We start from the raw sequence: 18,510 nt of genomic DNA on the forward strand, positions 1-18,510 counted from the left end.
TTATTTATTTCCTGCTATTCTCTCTATTATTGCTAAACTTGATGAAGGTTGTATTGTCTGTTATAATATTGGATATTGCAAGCTTTAAGTGAAAGGTTTTAGGGAAGAGATTATCACAACTCATTCTTTATTGTCTATGAGACGATGGTATAAATGATAGTCTAGTAAAAGATTTGGAGAAATGACTTTCCTAGAAAGTTAAATGTAAAAACAATATGAAAAAATACGATTATCTAGTTGTTGGTGCAGGTCTGTTCGGAGCGGTCTTTGCTCATGAGGCAGCTAAAAAGGGTAAAAAAATAAAGGTTATCGAAAAACGAGAACACATTGCAGGTAACATCTATACAAAAGAAGTAGAAGGTATTCAAGTCCATGAATATGGCGCGCATATTTTCCATACTTCTGAAAAAGAAATTTGGGATTATGTGAATCAGTTTGCTGAGTTCAATCGCTATACAAACACACCAGTCGCCAACTACAAGGGTGAGATTTACAATCTTCCCTTCAACATGAATACCTTTAACAAGCTTTGGGGTGTGGTGACCCCTGCTGAAGCTGAAGCGAAGATTGCTGAGCAACGAGCTGTATTGGGAGGTAAAACACCTGAGAACTTGGAAGAGCAAGCCATCTCACTAGTTGGTACAGACATCTATGAAAAATTGATCAAGTCCTACACAGAAAAACAATGGGAAAAACCATGTACGGAGTTACCAGCCTTCATCATCCGTCGTTTGCCCGTGCGTTTGACTTATGATAATAACTACTTTAACGATACTTATCAAGGTATTCCAATCGGCGGTTACACGCAGATTGTTGAAAAAATGTTGGATCATGAAAATATCGATGTTGAGATAAATGTTGATTTCTTTGCCAATAAGGAAGACTATTTAGCTACCTATCCGAAGATTGTCTTTACAGGAATGATTGACGAGTTCTTTGATTACCAACTTGGTGAATTGGAGTACCGTAGCCTTCGATTTGAGACAGAAGTGTTGGATATGGAAAACTATCAAGGGAATGCGGTTGTCAACTATACAGATAGCGAGACACCATATACTCGAATCATCGAACACAAACATTTCGAATTCGGTACACAAGATAAAACCATAATTACTCGTGAGTATTCGAAGACCTGGAAACGAGGTGATGAGCCGTATTATCCAGTGAACAATGAGCGTAACAACAAACTCTATACTGCTTATAAACGCCTCGCAGAACAACAAGAGAATGTTATATTCGGCGGGCGTCTTGGTCATTATCGTTACTACGATATGCACCAGGTTATCGGTGCAGCCTTGCAATGTGTGAGAAATGAAGTTGGGGAATGATTTTGAGAAGTCATCAAAGTAGTAATTGATTCTTGGCAGAAGTTGATACTCTTCGAAAATCAAAATTATCCGTTGTCAACTTGCCTTGATGAACTCCAGTTCTATCTTCGACTTCGTTTCCTAGGCTACTTTTGATTTTCGTTGAGTATGAAATGCTCTCAAAATATTAATCAAAAAAAAACCAGAAATTCTGTTTTTTTTTGATTATTGAATTGCTGCCAACAGGTCAGCTGCCTGTTGCTCGAGTTTTGCTAGAGTTTCGTCAGATAACTCCAATACACCTGTTCCCCATGCTTCTGGATTGATGGTTGAACCTGTAAATTTACCAGCAATCTGAGTGCGAATAAAATAAATGGAAGAAGGTGTTGGAAGTCTTTGAATAGGTGGTCGTGACCGCTGTTAGCGACGGCAGAGACAGTTGTGATTTTATCTTGTAGGATAGATGGTCCTTTTGGATTGGATAAATCGAGCGAACGACTGAGCCAATCGAGAGCATTTTTTACGATGCCTGGGATTGCATAGTTATATACTGGTGAGAAAATCCAGATAGCATCCGCAGCGTCTACTTGTGCACGTAGCTCTGCAATTTCAGGAAGGATAGGTGTCTCGATGTCTTGGTTGAATAGGGGAATTTTTGCAAGATCAATGTAAGATACTTGAGCCTTCTCAGCCAAGAACGCTTCAGCTTTTTTGGCCATTTGATGGTTAAAAGAACCGTCACGTAGTGAACCAACTAAAAACAATACGTTTGCCATGATGGCCTCCTTTTCATAAAAACATAAATTTAGTATATCGTATTTGTCTTTTGTTGGCAATCCTAGGTCTGCTGATTCTTGAATTTTTTAAGTATCTCGGCTAATTGGTCTTGTTCTTCTGAACTAAGGACAGAAAAAATCTCTCCAACGTGATCATAATGCTCTGGAAGGATTTTTTCAATGGTTTCGCGTCCAAGTGGAGTGAGAGCAATCAAGGAAGCACGACGGTCATTTGTATCGATAGTCTTGTAGATATAACCATCTCGAATCATGTTTTTTATAACGACAGTCATGTTGCCAGAAGTACTTAATAATTTATCAATTAAGTCTTGAATCCGCAGATTTCCTTTGTTGTAGAGTGCCTCCATCACTCCAAACTGACAAACTGTCAGTCCGTATTTTTTGATTGTTTCTAATTCTGATTTTGTGATAGTATTAGCTGCTCTGCGAAAGACGACTAGACTGTGAAGTGCATGCTTGTTCTCGTTTAAAGATTGTTCAACAGTTCTCATGAGAATATTTTAGCAATAAATAGTTCGGTTATCAAGCAAAAAAAGTTAAATCCTATATTCATAGGTAAAGTAGGTTATATAGCATAGAGGAGCTGAACTGTGGGTCCCAGTTCTTATATCCGTTCGCTGTCTGAAGGAGAATGAAAGTTTATTCACAATTCAATTACGGAAAAAATGGAAATATGCTTTAACTTGTAGTATAATAGGACTACTATGGAAAAAAAGATTTTTCAACTTTTGGAAGTATTGGCAACGAAGAAGGGACAGCTGATAGCTGGTTCCTTTATACTCCTAAGTGTCATGACTTTTTCGATATTCGTTATTTGGGACCTTGCAGCTAAGCCTTTTTCTGATGTACAGAATCACGCTATTTCTGTAGCTCGAGACTATACGGATATAGAGGATGTTGATGATGTCTCTATCTACAACGGGACAGAAACATACTTTAGCCTACAAGGAAAGACGAGTCAGGGGGAAATGATTGCGGTTATCATTCCTGAAGAGACAAATACTGTGTACATTTATCCAATGGCGAATGGTATTTCTAAGGAAGAAGCGCAGGCAGTCGCTACAGAGAATGGTGCGTCAGCAGCTGATAGGGTGATTCTAGGTTTTAGGGATGACAAACCAATTTGGGAAGTCAAGTCAGGCACTGCCTACTATTTAGTTGAATTTGAAACAGGGAACTTTATCAAACGGGAGGGCTTATGAGCAAGTTATCAAGACGAGTCTTAGAGATGGAAGAAAGTGTCACTCTGGCAGCAGGTGCACGGGCCAAGGCCTTGAAGGCGGAAGGACGTGATATTTTAGAGCTGACCTTGGGTGAGCCAGACTTCGTCACACCGAAAAATATTCAAGAAGCTGCTATTAAGTCTATCGAAGATGGTAAGGCGAGTTTTTATACGGTAGCTTCAGGACTTCCTGAGTTGAAGGACGCAGTCAATACCTACTTTGAGAATTTCTATGGCTACTCTATCGAACGCAATCAAGTCGTTCTTGCGACAGGTGCCAAATTTGTTCTCTATGCTTTCTTTGCGGCGGTCATCAATCCTGGTGATGAGGTGATTATTCCGACACCTTACTGGGTTTCCTATGCTGACCAGATTAAGATGAACGAAGGCGTGCCTGTCTTTGTCACTGCAAGTGAAGAGCACAATTTCAAGGTAACAGTTGACCAGCTGGAAGCGGCTCGGACAGACAAGACCAAGGTCCTCTTGCTCAATAGTCCGTCCAATCCGACAGGTATGATTTACAGTCGTGAGGAATTGGAAGCTATTGGAAACTGGGCTGTAGAGCACGATATTCTCATCTTGGCAGACGATATTTACGGTCGTTTGGTCTATAATGGAAATAGCTTCACACCGATTTCAAGCATTTCAGAAAGCATTCGCCAGCAGACTATTGTTGTCAATGGGGTGGCAAAGGCCTATGCTATGACAGGTTGGCGGGTTGGTTTTGCCGTTGGTAATCCTGAAATCATTGCGGCCATGAGTAAGATTGTCGGTCAAACGACGTCAAACTTAACAACCGCTGCTCAGTATGCGGCTATTGAAGCCTTTACAGGTCCGCAAGATACGGTAGAAACCATGCGTCAGGCCTTTGAAGAGCGGCTCAATACCATTTATCCCTTGCTGGCAGAAGTACCAGGTTTTGAAGTGATTAAGCCAGAAGGTGCCTTCTATCTCTTCCCAAATGTCAAAAAGGCTATGGAAATGAAGGGCTACACAGATGTAACTGAATTTACCACAGCCATTTTGGAAGAAGTAGGAGTAGCCTTGGTGACCGGTGCTGGTTTTGGAGCTCCTGAGAATATCCGCCTCAGCTATGCAACAGATATGGACACGCTCAAAGAAGCAGTGGCACGACTACACACATTTATGAAAAAATAAAAAGAGGAAAAATAATGTCTAGAAAATTGATTACCATTAACCAAGTAAAAGATTATGTCGGTCAAGAAGTGACCATCGGTGCCTGGGTTGCCAACAAGTCAGGCAAGGGCAAGTTAGCCTTCCTGCAATTGCGTGACGGAACAGCCTTCTTCCAAGCAGTTGCCTTCAAACCAAACTTCATCGAAAAATTCGGTGAAGAAGCTGGTACTGAGAAGTTCGATGTAGCAAAACGCCTCAGCCAAGAAACCTCTGTTTATGTAACAGGGATTGTCAAGGAAGATGAGCGTTCTAAGTTTGGTTACGAGTTGGATGTGACAGACTTGGAAGTCATTGGTGAGTCACAAGATTACCCAATCACACCGAAAGAACACGGTACGGACTTCCTTATGGACAACCGTCACCTCTGGTTGCGTTCTCGTAAACAGGTCGCTATCCAGCAAATTCGTAACGCCATCATCTATGCGACTTATGAATTCTTTGAAAAGAATGGCTTTATCAAGTTTGATAGCCCAATCTTGTCTGGAAATGCGGCAGAAGATTCAACAGAATTGTTCGAAACAGACTACTTTGGTCAGCCTGCCTACCTCAGTCAATCAGGTCAGCTTTACCTGGAAGCTGGTGCTATGGCCCTTGGTCGTGTTTTCGACTTTGGACCTGTTTTCCGTGCTGAAAAGTCAAAAACTCGCCGTCACTTGACTGAGTTCTGGATGATGGATGCCGAGTATTCATTCCTCAGCCATGAAGAGTCACTTGACTTGCAAGAAGCTTATGTCAAAGCCTTGATTCAAGGGGTTATCGACCGTGCTCCACAAGCCTTGGAAACTCTTGAGCGTGATGTGGATGCCCTCAAACGCTACATTGCGGAGCCATTTAAACGTGTGGCTTATGATGATGCCATTACCCTTCTTCAAGAACATGAAGCTGATGAAGATACAGACTACGAACACATCGAGCATGGTGATGACTTTGGATCGCCACATGAAACTTGGATTTCAAACTACTTTGGTGTACCGACTTTCGTTGTTAACTATCCAGCAAGCTTTAAGGCTTTCTATATGAAGCCAGTTCCTGGCAATCCAGAGCGCGTGCTCTGTGCGGACTTGCTTGCTCCAGAAGGCTACGGTGAAATCATCGGTGGTTCTATGCGTGAGGATAACTACGATTCCTTGGTAGCCAAGATGGATGAGCTAGGCATGGACAAGTCAGAATACGAATTCTACCTTGACCTACGTAAATACGGCTCTGTGCCACACGGTGGTTTCGGTATCGGTATTGAGCGTATGGTAACCTTCGTCGCTGGTACAAAACACATCCGTGAAGCCATTCCGTTCCCACGTATGTTGCACCGCTTGCATCCGTAATACAGTTGTTCAGTTTTTCTTTTATTACGTCGTTAACTCGCTTTGCCGTACCTTAGTACAGCCTGTAGCTCGTTGCCTAGTACTAAAAGTAAACTGAAAGACTGCGAAATAAATATTCATTGACAGACTACAAATGTGGTCTGTTTTTTTTGAGTATTAGTAGAATTGAGCAAAATTGGTTTACCCTACTCTGCGGAAGTGACTTGCTTTCAATTTTTATTGCACATCCGTATGTTGGTAGAAGTAACCTGCACATCAGTTCCCCTGTCTGATAGCCAATAAATTCGACTATGAAGGGAGCAGATCATGTTGGTCCTGTTAAACATTATAGGTTAGTGATGGATAGTCGTTTTTGCTAGGCTACTTCAAATAGATTGTTAAATGAAATCTCACTATCATCCAGGTCAGAACCTGCCGTTTCCCAATCGACATTTACAATGTTCACCAAGAAAATTAATTTAATGGCTGTTTTCTTACTGTAGCACCTTGTTTGTCTACAAAAATGATTCGAATATTGATAAAGATAATGGCATGACTTATGGGACATACCCACCTTTTATATCTTCCCCATTTATTAAGTAGGAAGCCTACTCAGCATTTAGTGATTCTTTACTTTGCTGACTAAAATTAACTGTAACTTCCTGTGTTATTTTCAAAAGTTAATAGCCAGATTTTATTGTTTTTAATATATCAATCTATAGAGGGTGCGAAATAGAAATGCTAATTTTTATAAATAGTTCTGTGGCTAGAAATTGCTAAAAAACTGAATTTTCCATTTAAAATTCTTATATAAAAATACAATAAAATCCTTGACAAAATCGGGGGGGGGGTAAAATAGTATAAAAAATATTTAATGAGGTGTAGGAATGTTTTGGGACAAAAAACAAATTTTCTCTATTCGTAAGACCAGCCTGGGAATTGGGAGCGTCTTGTTAGGTTTGGTCCTACTTGCGCCAACGGTAGCTGCAGATGAAGTATCAAATCAAGATACAGTCGGACCAGCAACTAGCGTGGGAACGACAACTGACCCAACATTTGTAAGTATTCAGCCTAAAGTTGAAACAAGCCCTATTCCAGCTACAACTGAATATCTTGCAGATGATAGCTTGGAGTACGGTAAAATAGAAGTTGTTACCCCAGCAGTAGACGGTATGACTGAAACCGTAACAAATTATAAAGTGGTTGAGAAACCAGTAGAAATGGTAGATCAATCGGCGAAAGATACTATGGCCTCAACTGACTACAAATACGGCTCAACGGACTTTTATCATGTTGATGATAGTCAGGAAAAACCGAGTGATAAAATCGTCATCGACCGTATCTTCTCGGATGTTCAGCCATTGACGGAAGAAGAAATCAAGAATCATCAATCCATCCGTGATATTGTGACAGGGGTAGAGTACCTAGATTTTGTAAGGTATGAAACGCCACCAGAAGCACAAGGCTTTTTGAAATTGACGAGTGTTGATGGCACTAAGCCAAATATATATCTGACTACTGAAAGTATTGATCCAACGAATCCAACCTTTCAAGCACTGTTGGAGGAATACAGTTTCAGAGGAACTGCTAGAGAAAATGGGGTTTCAACCCCATGGACAGGAGATTTACAAGACACAAACAACAGTCAATTGCGTAAAGCAGTCTATGTTGAATTAGCGAAAAAATCCTCTGAAGTGCTTGCCAACTTGGCTGGTTTCCGTTATATCAATGCTCTTGTGGGTGAAGGCAATGATGAAGCAACTGCAGTTAAGAGCTATTTTACAAGTAAACTCCCCATAAGCGAACAACTGTATGCTGACGCCAAGGCCAATTACGAGAGATTCCTTCTAGCTGTGAAAGAAGGAGAATTGAAAGAAAGAGTCTTTGGTGGAGGTACAGTTGACGAGGATGGAAATCCTTATATAATAATGCAAGAAAACCCTATCATTCGAACAGGTCAGTATGCTTTTGATACGATTACCAAACGCTACAATGATGCCAAAGGAAGTATTCAAAACCCAATCGTTTTTGAGAATACAAGCCTGTCAGCCGAAGACCAGTCTGCCCTAGTTGAAAAACTTTCCCAGCTTCCAGATACGGTTAAGTCGAATCTGCTCAAATTGATTGTGTCAGATGAGGTTCTTGACTCTGGTCCACAATACCGTGGAGGGGCTTATTTAGAAACTTCCCATATTCAAATTAGACATTTTACAGAAAGGGCATTTCCAGTCCTTTCGAGTCAAGGGAAAAAGAAAGTCACACTCTCTCCTAAGCAGCCAGATGATTTGATTGATATCTTCTTACATGAACTGGGGCATGTTATTGATTTCAGGTCTGGGAAATTCGTTTACGATTACTATGCCTACCAACCCGAAGATACATATTCTTTTATGAGAGCAAACGGACGTCTGTCCTACTCGAATGAATTTCTAAAAGTCTTTGAAGAGTATTTCCTTAACAAAGAAGATGTTTGGGAATATATCAGATGGACCCCAAGTGAGGCCTGGGCGGATTCTCTAGGAGAGTATATCAACCATAAAATCTTTGGCACTCCTTATAGGAGATATAAAAAGATTGATGGTGTGGTTTATGAGTACAAACCTTTCCTAGCTGGACTAAACGCTGAGTATGATGCCATGAAAGAAACAGTCTATGATGTAGGTTATAGCCCTGTTGAAGCTTCAGAATTTTACTGGGAATCCATTTACAAAAAGCTTTTTGAACCAGAAGTTATCAAAGAAACTGTTGTAGATGGTGTTACAACTAATATCACTCCAGCTCAAAATGGTAAAGTTTTAGTAGGAACAAAGCCTAAAGTTACTATAGAATCCATTACATTTAAAACTGTAGAAGAGTCGGATGCTAGCAAACCAGTCGGCTATCGTGTAGTGAAGCAAGCAGGTCAAAATGGTCAGTTGGAAACAAAAACCACCTATACTGTAGATAGTAAAACAGGTCAAGTAACAGAAACGACTAGTACAACGGTTTTAAAAGACACGATTGATGAAATTATTTTAGTAGGAATAAAAGAAGTCACTGAAGAAATTTCAGAAAAACCAGAAGTTACTGTTGGAAGTACGATTGAAGTTCTTGCATACGCAAGCCGAGAAGAAACTGATTCAAGTCAACCACTAGGTTATAAATACACTAAGCAAGTTGGCGAAAATGGACTGGTCAAAGTTACAATAACGAATACAAAAGATCCTAAAACAGGTCAAATCACAACGGAAGTTGAGAGAGAAATACTTAAAGATGCAATTGACGAGATTGTTGTTCTAGGAACAAAAGTTGTCGAAGAGGAGCAAAAAAATCCTTCTCAACCAATCAATAACAATGAGGATTTGCAACCAGTAGTAAAAGAAGAACTGGTATCTAAACCTCCTGTTACTGTACCGATGAATAAGAAGAAATCAACCTTTGTTGACAGGAATACAGAGACCGAAACTTCTGTTAAACAAAAAGTGGATGAGGTCATCACTAAAACGCTGCATAATCCTACAGCTGTAGAAGTAAATGCACATTCGACGAAGACTTCAACACTCCCAGCCACAGGTGAGAAAGAAAGCAGCTACATTAGTCTTCTAGGTATGACATCCTTAGCGGGCGGTCTTGTACTAGCTGCAAGTCGTCGTCGTAGAAAATACATGGATTAATCTTTGTCATATTCAAAGTATCCTGAAATTATAACTCACCAAACAGACTACAAACGTGGTCTGTTTTCTTGCTTTTTCACTGGGTTTTATTTATAATTATTCTAAATAAAATCGTGGAGAGGAAAATGAAGCAAGAAAGTTTAGGAAAAGAAATTATTCGTTTGGCCTTGCCTGCTACGGTGGAAAATATCTTTCAGACCTTGGTTGGTTTTGTGGATACCCTCTTAATAGCCCAGCTAGGGCTGGTAGCGGTGACGGCAGTTGGTCTTGCCAATACGATTTTGAATGTCTATTTGGCGGTTTACATAGCTTTGGGAGTTGGGGCAACTGCTTTGCTTGCTCGGTCTATTGGCGCAGGAGATAGGGAATCTCTTACCTTTCATGTCCGTCAAGCCTTAGTGCTTTCAGTAGGTGTAGGTCTGCTATTGGGTTTACTATCCCTTGTTTTCGGGCGGCAGATGCTGGTTTTAATGGGGGCAGATGCGGAGAGTTTGGCTGGCGCCCAGGTATTTTTTTACTGGGTTGGTGGTTTGACGATTTTTCAGGCCTTGATGACCATTTTGGGAACAATCCTGCAGGCATCTGGGGAGTGGGAAAGAACTCGACTAGTTAAAAAAGAGTTCCCCTCACTTCCAAATATGTAGGTTCGGGCTAAAATAGTCCACTGGACTATTTTACTCCCACCCCCGCATAGCTTCAACAGTCAGAGTAGTGACTGTTGAAGGTTGGAAATGAAGCGAACTCTGTTCGCATCAGTCGTAGAAATCAGATTTGGAGTGTAAAACACGAACAAATCTGCCAATCAACCACTGCGCTGAGATGTTGACACGAACTCTGAAAAGTGGTGCTAGGCTTTTTGCCCAACCCCTATGAAAATGAGCTTACTGACCAATGGTTTTAATGTGGTCTTGGACTATTTCTTGATTTTTGGTATTGGCTCTTGGTCAGGTTGGGGGATTGTAGGGACAGCCTTGGGAACCGTCTTAGCTCGCTTGCTTGGTACAGTCTTGCTTTACCGAAAGGTGCAACAGACTGACTTGGCAGTTAATCTCAAGCAACTGTTCCACTTGGGAAGTCCTAAGGAAATGGTGGATTTGACCCTACCTGCAGCAGCCGAACGCTTGGTTATGCGGTTGGGACAGGTTGTCTATTTCAGTTTGATTGTGGGGCTGGGGACGACTGTCTATGCTTCTCATATGATTGCAGGTAATATCGAGAGTTTTACCTATATGCCTGCCTATGGTCTTGCGACAGCGGCGGCGGTTTTGATCGGTCAAGCCTTGGGAAAAGGGGACATCCTCACAGTTAGACGGGTCGCATTTCTTAGCTCTGCCTATGGTGTTGCCATCATGTCCCTGCTGGGAATCGTCTTATTTTTCGGAGCTCCAAGTTTTGCTCTGCTATTTACCAAAGACTTAGAAGCTGTCAGCCAAGTCGTCACAGCTTTACGTATCGATGCTTTTAACCAGCCGGGGCTGGCGGTTTCTTTGATTATGGCTGGCGCACTGCAGGGCTTGGGGGATACCAAGTTGCCTCTCTATTCCACAGTGATAGGGATGTGGGGGCTGCGCGTTTTAGGCGTTGTCGTCTTAGGTCAGATGTTCGGTTTAGGAATTGCCGGCGTCTGGCTGTCTATTTTGATTGATTTGCTTTTAAGAGCGATTTTCCTGACCTGGAGATTTATTGTACAAACACGAAAACTGGCCGATTAGGCCGGTTTTTTGGTATAATATCAATAGAAATATAAAAAGGAGATCATCAGATGAAAACGATTCATACAGATAAAGCACCTGCAGCAATTGGCCCATACGTTCAAGGGAAGGTTGTTGGAAATTTCCTATTTGCCTCTGGTCAGGTTCCCTTGTCACCTGAAACTGGTGAAGTGGTTGGTGAAACCATTCAGGAGCAGACTGAGCAAGTCTTGAAAAATGTCGCAGCAATTTTAGAAGAAGCTGGGACAGACTTTGATCATGTGGTTAAGACGACATGTTTCCTCAAAGATATGAATGACTTTGTAGCTTTTAACGAGGTCTATAAAACAGCCTTTTCAGCAGATTTTCCAGCTCGTTCAGCGGTGGAAGTAGCTCGCTTGCCACGTGATGTCAAAGTCGAAATTGAAGTGATTGCAGTAGTAGAGTAGAAAGAAAAGGAGGGAATGTCATGTCAGACAAACTCCACTTAGTAATTGTGACAGGGATGTCGGGAGCTGGTAAGACAGTAGCCATTCAGTCTTTTGAGGACTTGGGCTATTTTACCATTGACAATATGCCACCGACTCTCTTGCCAAAGTTTTTAGAGTTAATTCGCCATAGCCAGGATAACAATAAGATTGCTCTTGTTGTAGATATGCGGAGTCGCTCCTTCTTCTCGGAGATTCGAGAGGTGTTGGATGAGATTGAGGGGGCAGAGGATTTAGATTTTAAAGTCCTATTCTTGGATGCAACAGACAGCGAATTGGTAGCTCGCTATAAGGAAACCCGACGGTCACATCCTCTTGCGGCTGATGGTCGTGTTTTGGACGGGATTCAGCTAGAACGTGAACTTTTGGCTCCCTTGAAAAATATGAGCCAGAATGTCATTGACACGACAGAGCTGACTCCTCGTAATCTCCGTAAGGCAATCTCAGAGCAGTTTGCTAGTCAAGATAATCAGCCATCCTTCCGTGTGGAAGTCATGTCCTTTGGTTTCAAATATGGTCTGCCTCTGGATGCGGACTTGGTCTTTGATGTGCGTTTCTTGCCAAATCCTTACTATAAAGTAGAATTGCGCAACTTGACTGGATTGGATCCTGCTGTATTTGATTATGTTATGGACCATCAGGAATCAGAAGACTTTTACAGAAATCTTCTAGGCTTGATTGAGCCAATTCTGCCAGGTTATCAGAAGGAAGGAAAATCAGTTCTAACTATTGCAGTTGGATGTACGGGTGGTCAACATAGAAGCGTTGCTTTTGCCAAACGCTTGGCAGATGATTTGGAGAAAAACTGGATTGTCAATCGTAGCCATCGCGATAAGGACAGACGGAAGGAGACGGTCAACCGCTCATGAGAAAACCAAAGATTACAGTTATCGGGGGCGGAACGGGAATTCCAGTCATTTTGAAGAGTTTGCGGGATAAGGATGTAGAGATTACCGCTATCGTGACGGTAGCTGATGACGGAGGATCTTCGGGGGAAATCCGTCAGGCTTTGCAGGTGACCCCTCCAGGTGATTTGCGTAACGTCCTATTGGCTATGTCGGATATGCCCAAACTTTATGAACAAATTTTCCAGTATCGTTTTGCGGATTCAGATGGACCCTTGGCTGGTCATCCACTAGGGAATCTCATCATCGCTGGTATTTCTGAGATGCAGGGTTCAACCTACAATGCGATGAGGTTGTTGACGCGCTTTTTCCATACGACAGGGCGGATTTATCCATCTAGCGAACAGGCCTTGACCCTTCATGCTATTTTTACAGACGGGACCGAGGTGGCAGGTGAGAGCAAGATTTCCAAGCATAATGGGATGATTGATCATGTCTATGTGACAAACTCTTATAATGATGATGAACCGAAAGCCAGTCGCCAGGTAGTTGAAACGATTATGGAAAGTGACATGATTGTACTTGGACCGGGTTCTCTTTTTACCTCAATCTTGCCGAATCTGATGATTTCTGACATTGGCAAAGCCCTAAAAGAAACCAAGGCTGAAGTGACCTATGTGTGCAACATTATGACCCAACGGGGAGAGACTGAGTTTTTCTCAGATGCGGACCACGTGGCGGTTCTCAATGCACACCTAGCTGAACAATTCATTGATACAGTTTTGGTCAATATTGAGCCAGTTCCACAAGAGTATATGAATAGTAACCAGTTTGATGAATACTTGGTACAGGTAAAACACGATTTTGCAGGTTTACAAAAACAGGCTAATCGTGTGATTTCTTCGAATTTTCTTCGTTTGGAAAATGGCGGAGCTTTCCATGATGGTGACTTGGTGGTAGAAGAGTTGCTCAAGATTTTGCAGGTGCGGCCATGAGTTTTACAGTACAAGTAAAGGAAGAATTGCTGCTTCAGTCTAGCCAAAATAAGAGCGAGCTATCTGCTATTATCAAATTATCAGGTAGTTTGGGCTTAGCTTCATCAGGTTTGACTCTTTCTATCAGCACGGAAAATGCAAAGATTGCCCGTCACATTTATGAACTGTTACTCCATTTCTACCAGATTAAGGCTGAGATTCGCCATCATCAAAAACCTAATCTCAAAAAGAATCGTGTGTATGCAGTTTTGATAGAAGACGGCGTGAATGAGATATTGAACGATTTGCATTTGGCTGATAGCTTCTTTGGATTAGAGACGGGGATTTCTCCCTTGGTTTTGGAAAATGATTCGTGGAGTCAAGCCTATCTTCGTGGAGCATTTTTAGCGGCAGGCTCTGTTAAGGATCCTGAAAAAGGAAAATACCAGCTTGAAATAGCTTCTGTCTATAGTGACCATGCCAATGACCTGGCCAATCTGATGCAGAAATTTCTTTTGGATGCCAAAGTCATTGAGCGAAGTAAGGGAACCATTACCTACCTGCAACGTGCAGAGGACATTATGGACTTTCTTTTGGTGATTGGAGCAGAAGAGACAAAGACAGAATTTGAGAATGTTAAATTGCTTCGTGAGGCTCGCAATGACCTAAATCGAGCTACAAATGCGGAAGCCGCTAATATTGCAAAGACGGTCAATGCTAGTATGAAAACAATCAATAATATTATCAAAATTATGGATACTATCGGTCTAGATCAGTTGTCAGGTGACTTGCAGGAGATTGCCCAGTTGCGAATTCAGAATCCAGACTATTCCATTCAGCAATTGGCAGATAGTCTAACGGTACCGATCACTAAAAGTGGTGTCAACCATCGTTTGCGGAAAATCAATAAGATTGCGGATGAATTGACTGAATAGATAGGTATACATAGAATGTTATAGACATTTGAATTAACTTTGATACATCGTTACTTTCGGCTTGCCGTACTCTAGTATTGCTTGCACCTCAGTTCCTTGTCTGAAAGTTAATTCATTCGACGATACAAAGACTGGTTCGAGAGGACCAGTTTTTTGTATTAGCTGTGATATAGTAGAGTGAATTAGAAACAGGATATATCTAAGTTTGTCAATTTGAGAATTCTAAAGTTATTTTAGGAGTGGGTTATTAACACTATAACTCAAAACTGTCCTTTTCCTAATTCAAACTACTATAGTATTCTTCTTCACAGGAATGACCCTGTTTTATGAATTTTTCAGTAATGATTAGCATATAACATTAATATATGTTAGAATAGATAGAAGGATACTTTAGCTAGAAAGGAGTTTTGATGATAAGCAACGAACAATATGATTATCTAAGGGCACATCCAACTTTTGAACGTTTGACACGTGATAGCTTTGATCAATTAGCTAAGCATATTCGTTTTCGAAAGATTCCTAAGGGACAAATCTTTTTTTACGCAGAGGATCCTAGAGATTATCTATTTGTATTGTATAAGGGCTATGCTCGGATTGAACAATATGATGAGACGGATAGTTTTACGTATTTGGACTATATTCGGCAGGGCGGTGCCTTCCCTTTTGGAGATATGTTTCAGGACAAACCTTATCATTATACTGCCATTGCCATAACGGACCTAGAGTATTTTATTGTACCGATGGTCTTGTTTGAAACCTTGTCGAAGATAAATCCGAGTCAAATGACTTATATCTGTCAAAAATTATCCAAAGTGCTTCGTTTTCAAGAGTTGCGCTTGCGAAATGCGATGCGTTCCAAGGCATCAGATCGAGTCGTTCAAGCCTTGGCTCTTCTTTATTGGGATATGTGCCAGCGAGAGCAGTTTGCTACCTTGCCATTTGAAATTCATATTCAAGAGATTTCGCGTTTAGCAGCTACGACACGGGAAACAGTTAGCTATGTTTTGAAGCAACTGAAGCAGAATGGAAAAATTGCTTATAGCCATAAACAGTTAACTTATTTAGATATTGATTATTTCTTAGAAAATTTGACAGAAACTCATTGAAGTTTCTGTTTTTTTATAAAAAATAAAAATTCATATAATGATATAACGCAAAGAATTATGCGGAATATAGGCGATATAATCGATAATTATTTATAAATAAGGTTGAAAATGTGAAGAATTTCTCAAAATAAATGTGAGCGTTTTCAAGTTTTTGTTTTTTTGCTCTGTTAAACTATGGATGTAAAGAGGAAATGAGAGGCAGGAAAGCGTACGGTCCTCCTCGTTTCCCATCATGTATAAATCTACAAGGAGGACAGATCATGTCAAACCATCCAATTCATGTTTTTTCAGAAATTGGTAAGCTGAAAAAAGTTATGTTACACAGACCAGGTAAGGAAATTGAAAACCTGATGCCTGACTACCTAGAACGCCTACTCTTCGATGATATTCCATTCTTAGAAGATGCGCAGAGAGAGCATGATGCTTTTGCTCAAGCTCTTCGTGATGAAGGGGTTGAAGTGCTCTACTTGGAAAAATTAGCTGCTGAGTCACTTGTTACGCCTGAAATTCGTGAACAATTTATTGATGAATATCTCGAAGAAGCTAACATTCGTGGTCGGGCGACTAAGAAGGCAATCCGCAAGTTGTTGATGTCTATTGAAGATAATCAAGAACTGGTTGAGAAAACGATGGCTGGTGTTCAAAAGGCAGAATTGCCAGAAATCCCTTCTGAAGAAAAAGGTTTGACAGATTTGGTTGAATCCTCTTACCCATTTGCAATAGACCCAATGCCAAACCTTTACTTCACACGGGATCCATTTGCTACGATTGGTAATGCTGTTTCTCTTAACCACATGTATTCAGAAACACGGAACCGTGAAACCTTGTATGGTAAATACATCTTCACTCATCACCCAGAATATGGTGGAAAAGTTCCATTGGTTTACAATCGAGAAGAAACTACTCGTATAGAGGGTGGTGACGAATTGGTTCTTTCAAAAGATGTTTTGGCAGTAGGTATTTCACAACGTACCGATGCTGCATCAATTGAAAAACTATTGGTAAATATCTTTGAACAGCATGTTGGCTTCAAGAAAGTATTGGCATTCGAATTTGCTAACAACCGTAAATTCATGCACTTGGATACAGTATTTACCATGGTTGACTACGATAAGTTTACTATCCACCCAGAAATTGAAGGTGACCTTCGTGTCTTCTCTGTAACCTATGAAAATGATACACTTCATATTGAAGAAGAACATGGTGACTTGGCAGAACTTTTGGCTGTGAACCTTGGTCTTGAAAAAGTAGAATTGATTCGTTGTGGTGGCGGTGATATGGTTGCTGCTGGTCGTGAGCAATGGAATGATGGTTCAAATACATTGACTATTGCACCAGGTGTGGTAGTTGTTTACAAACGCAATACGATTACCAATGCAATCCTCGAGTCCAAAGGGCTTCGTTTGATTAAGATTGGCGGAAGCGAATTGGTTCGTGGTCGTGGTGGACCTCGTTGTATGTCAATGCCGTTCGAACGGGAAGACATCTAATGCCGAGTATAGAACGAACAACAATCGGTTCGGAAGAATGGCAACGCGCAGCCTCTATCTATGTCCGCTATAAGGTATTTGTCCTTGAGCGTGGTATTGCAAAGGAAGATGAATTTGACCAGAATGATACGGAAGGAAGAGTTTACGCCAATCTCTTTATTGGTGAAGAGCCTGTTTCGACGGGACGTTTTCTTCCTGTCGGTCCTGGTCAAGCTCGTCTAACCCGAATAGCCACTCTACCGAATTTTCGTGGAAAAGGCTATGGAAAAATGATTATCAGCTCTTTGGAAGCTTATGCACGTGAAGCAGGCTTTCATCAGTTGAATATACATTCGGAGTTAACTGCAAAGACTTTTTATGAGTCAGTTGGCTACCAAGCAACTTCTGAAGTTTATCAAGAAGATGGAGAATGGTGCCAGACATTGACAAAATTTATTTAAACATTAGGAGAAAAACAATGACAAACATTTTTAAGGGAAGACATTTCCTTGCAGAGAAAGATTTCACGCGCGCAGAATTGGAATGGTTGATTGATTTCTCAGCTCATTTGAAAGATTTGAAAAAACGCAATATTCCACATCGTTATTTGGAAGGTAAAAATATTGCTCTCTTGTTTGAAAAAACATCAACACGTACTCGTGCTGCCTTCACAGTAGCATCGATTGACCTTGGTGCCCATCCAGAATATCTTGGTGCAAACGACATCCAGCTTGGTAAGAAAGAATCTACAGAAGATACTGCTAAAGTTTTGGGACGCATGTTCGACGGTATTGAATTCCGTGGTTTCAGCCAAAAAATGGTGGAAGAATTGGCAGAATTCTCTGGTGTGCCAGTATGGAATGGTTTGACAGATGCATGGCACCCAACTCAAATGTTGGCGGACTACTTGACTGTTAAAGAAAACTTTGGCAAGTTGGAAGGCTTGACTTTGGTTTACTGTGGTGATGGCCGGAACAACGTTGCCAACTCTCTCTTGGTGACTGGTGCCATTCTTGGTGTCAATGTCCATATCTTCTCTCCAAAAGAACTCTTCCCTGATGAAACTGTTGTGGCATTGGCAGAAGGCTTTGCCAAAGAAAGTGGAGCACGTGTTCTCATTACTGACAATGCTGACGAAGCAGTCAAAGGCGCAGATGTTCTCTATACAGACGTTTGGGTATCAATGGGTGAAGAAGATAAATTTGCAGAACGCGTTGCCCTCTTGAAACCATACCAAGTGAATATGGAATTGGTGAAAAAAGCAGAAAACGACAATCTTATCTTCCTACACTGTTTGCCTGCCTTCCATGATACAAACACTGTTTATGGTAAAGATGTCGCTGAAAAATTCGGCGTAGAAGAAATGGAAGTAACAGACGAAGTATTCCGTAGCAAATATGCTCGTCACTTCGACCAAGCTGAAAACCGTATGCACACTATTAAAGCAGTGATGGCGGCTACTTTAGGGGATCCATTTGTTCCACGTGTGTAATACTCTTCGAAAATCAAACTCATACGTTGTCGA

14 protein-coding genes and 3 pseudogenes are annotated in these 18,510 nt (G+C 41.2%); 15 read left to right on the top strand and 2 right to left on the bottom strand.

Annotation, left to right across the window (positions count from 1 at the left end; genetic code table 11):
- The first annotated feature begins 215 nt into the window (after positions 1-215).
- Entirely contained in the window at positions 216-1,328 is a 1,113-nt protein-coding gene (gene glf, locus F9856_RS04035) for a UDP-galactopyranose mutase (protein ID WP_202105827.1), read from the top strand.
- A 204-nt stretch (positions 1,329-1,532) separates the two neighbouring features.
- Here the strand turns inward: glf and F9856_RS04040 are convergent.
- Positions 1,533-2,083: pseudogene (locus F9856_RS04040) on the bottom strand (NADPH-dependent FMN reductase).
- A 62-nt stretch (positions 2,084-2,145) separates the two neighbouring features.
- Complete coding sequence (locus F9856_RS04045; RefSeq protein ID WP_002938613.1) at positions 2,146-2,595, bottom strand: MarR family winged helix-turn-helix transcriptional regulator; 450 nt, start codon at positions 2,593-2,595, stop codon at positions 2,146-2,148.
- Between the two features lie 213 nt (positions 2,596-2,808).
- On the opposite strand from F9856_RS04045, the gene F9856_RS04050 reads away from it, so the two are divergent.
- The 14 genes and pseudogenes from F9856_RS04050 to argF all read left to right on the top strand — a co-directional run bounded on the left by F9856_RS04050 (position 2,809) and on the right by argF (position 18,477).
- A complete protein-coding gene (locus F9856_RS04050) occupies positions 2,809-3,306 on the top strand; it encodes a DUF5590 domain-containing protein (protein WP_202105828.1) in 498 nt (165 codons plus the stop codon).
- The gene (locus F9856_RS04055; protein WP_202105829.1) at positions 3,303-4,484 is read left to right on the top strand and encodes a pyridoxal phosphate-dependent aminotransferase; all 1,182 of its coding nucleotides are present in this window, start codon (positions 3,303-3,305) and stop codon (positions 4,482-4,484) included. Before F9856_RS04050 ends, F9856_RS04055 begins: the two co-directional genes overlap by 4 nt.
- 14 nt (positions 4,485-4,498) lie before the next feature.
- The gene (gene asnS, locus F9856_RS04060; protein ID WP_024379823.1) at positions 4,499-5,845 is read left to right on the top strand and encodes an asparagine--tRNA ligase; all 1,347 of its coding nucleotides are present in this window, start codon (positions 4,499-4,501) and stop codon (positions 5,843-5,845) included.
- An 866-nt stretch (positions 5,846-6,711) separates the two neighbouring features.
- Positions 6,712-9,477, top strand: coding sequence for a G5 domain-containing protein (locus F9856_RS04065; RefSeq protein ID WP_202105830.1), 2,766 nt, complete (start codon positions 6,712-6,714; stop codon positions 9,475-9,477).
- Positions 9,478-9,602: 125 nt separating this feature from the next.
- Positions 9,603-10,067: pseudogene (locus F9856_RS04070) on the top strand (MATE family efflux transporter); the annotation flags it as partial.
- Between the two features lie 276 nt (positions 10,068-10,343).
- Positions 10,344-11,189 (top strand): annotated as a pseudogene (locus F9856_RS04075) (MATE family efflux transporter); the annotation flags it as partial.
- 50 nt (positions 11,190-11,239) lie between these two features.
- The gene (locus tag F9856_RS04080; RefSeq protein ID WP_172108798.1) at positions 11,240-11,617 is read left to right on the top strand and encodes a RidA family protein; all 378 of its coding nucleotides are present in this window, start codon (positions 11,240-11,242) and stop codon (positions 11,615-11,617) included.
- A gap of 20 nt (positions 11,618-11,637) precedes the next feature.
- The gene (gene rapZ, locus F9856_RS04085) at positions 11,638-12,525 is read left to right on the top strand and encodes an RNase adapter RapZ (protein WP_202105831.1); all 888 of its coding nucleotides are present in this window, start codon (positions 11,638-11,640) and stop codon (positions 12,523-12,525) included.
- Positions 12,522-13,496, top strand: coding sequence for a YvcK family protein (locus F9856_RS04090; RefSeq protein ID WP_002937257.1), 975 nt, complete (start codon positions 12,522-12,524; stop codon positions 13,494-13,496). The genes rapZ and F9856_RS04090 overlap by 4 nt, the downstream gene beginning before the upstream one ends.
- Positions 13,493-14,410: a DNA-binding protein WhiA gene (gene whiA, locus F9856_RS04095; protein WP_202105832.1), complete on the top strand. Its 918-nt coding sequence runs from the start codon at positions 13,493-13,495 to the stop codon at positions 14,408-14,410. Before F9856_RS04090 ends, whiA begins: the two co-directional genes overlap by 4 nt.
- 410 nt (positions 14,411-14,820) lie before the next feature.
- Positions 14,821-15,516 carry a Crp/Fnr family transcriptional regulator gene (locus F9856_RS04100; protein WP_029944536.1) on the top strand — a complete coding sequence of 232 codons (696 nt, stop codon included), beginning with the start codon at positions 14,821-14,823 and terminating at the stop codon, positions 15,514-15,516.
- A gap of 260 nt (positions 15,517-15,776) precedes the next feature.
- Positions 15,777-17,006 (top strand): arginine deiminase, encoded by a 1,230-nt coding sequence (gene arcA / locus F9856_RS04105; protein ID WP_236659542.1) that lies wholly within the window; start codon positions 15,777-15,779, stop codon positions 17,004-17,006.
- Positions 17,006-17,446 carry a GNAT family N-acetyltransferase gene (locus tag F9856_RS04110; RefSeq protein ID WP_002941721.1) on the top strand — a complete coding sequence of 147 codons (441 nt, stop codon included), beginning with the start codon at positions 17,006-17,008 and terminating at the stop codon, positions 17,444-17,446. The genes arcA and F9856_RS04110 overlap by 1 nt, the downstream gene beginning before the upstream one ends.
- Before the next feature lie 17 nt (positions 17,447-17,463).
- On the top strand, positions 17,464-18,477 hold the full coding sequence (gene argF / locus F9856_RS04115) for an ornithine carbamoyltransferase (RefSeq protein ID WP_105118362.1): 1,014 nt from the start codon (positions 17,464-17,466) through the stop codon (positions 18,475-18,477).
- Positions 18,478-18,510 lie beyond the last annotated feature (33 nt).

The sequence above is a fragment of the Streptococcus suis genome (assembly GCF_016743335.1).
In the GTDB taxonomy this organism is placed as follows: Bacteria; Bacillota; Bacilli; order Lactobacillales; family Streptococcaceae; genus Streptococcus; species Streptococcus suis_Y.

Coding starts and splice junctions, on each gene's coding strand:
- F9856_RS04080 (WP_172108798.1), top strand. CDS start 11,240: ATGAAAACGATTCATACAGATAAAGCACCTGCAGCAATTGGCCCATAC.
- whiA (WP_202105832.1), top strand. CDS start 13,493: ATGAGTTTTACAGTACAAGTAAAGGAAGAATTGCTGCTTCAGTCTAGC.
- F9856_RS04055 (WP_202105829.1), top strand. CDS start 3,303: ATGAGCAAGTTATCAAGACGAGTCTTAGAGATGGAAGAAAGTGTCACT.
- F9856_RS04065 (WP_202105830.1), top strand. CDS start 6,712: ATGTTTTGGGACAAAAAACAAATTTTCTCTATTCGTAAGACCAGCCTG.
- arcA (WP_236659542.1), top strand. CDS start 15,777: ATGTCAAACCATCCAATTCATGTTTTTTCAGAAATTGGTAAGCTGAAA.
- F9856_RS04045 (WP_002938613.1), bottom strand. CDS start 2,595: ATGAGAACTGTTGAACAATCTTTAAACGAGAACAAGCATGCACTTCAC.
- rapZ (WP_202105831.1), top strand. CDS start 11,638: ATGTCAGACAAACTCCACTTAGTAATTGTGACAGGGATGTCGGGAGCT.
- F9856_RS04090 (WP_002937257.1), top strand. CDS start 12,522: ATGAGAAAACCAAAGATTACAGTTATCGGGGGCGGAACGGGAATTCCA.
- glf (WP_202105827.1), top strand. CDS start 216: ATGAAAAAATACGATTATCTAGTTGTTGGTGCAGGTCTGTTCGGAGCG.
- F9856_RS04100 (WP_029944536.1), top strand. CDS start 14,821: ATGATAAGCAACGAACAATATGATTATCTAAGGGCACATCCAACTTTT.
- argF (WP_105118362.1), top strand. CDS start 17,464: ATGACAAACATTTTTAAGGGAAGACATTTCCTTGCAGAGAAAGATTTC.
- asnS (WP_024379823.1), top strand. CDS start 4,499: ATGTCTAGAAAATTGATTACCATTAACCAAGTAAAAGATTATGTCGGT.
- F9856_RS04110 (WP_002941721.1), top strand. CDS start 17,006: ATGCCGAGTATAGAACGAACAACAATCGGTTCGGAAGAATGGCAACGC.
- F9856_RS04050 (WP_202105828.1), top strand. CDS start 2,809: ATGGAAAAAAAGATTTTTCAACTTTTGGAAGTATTGGCAACGAAGAAG.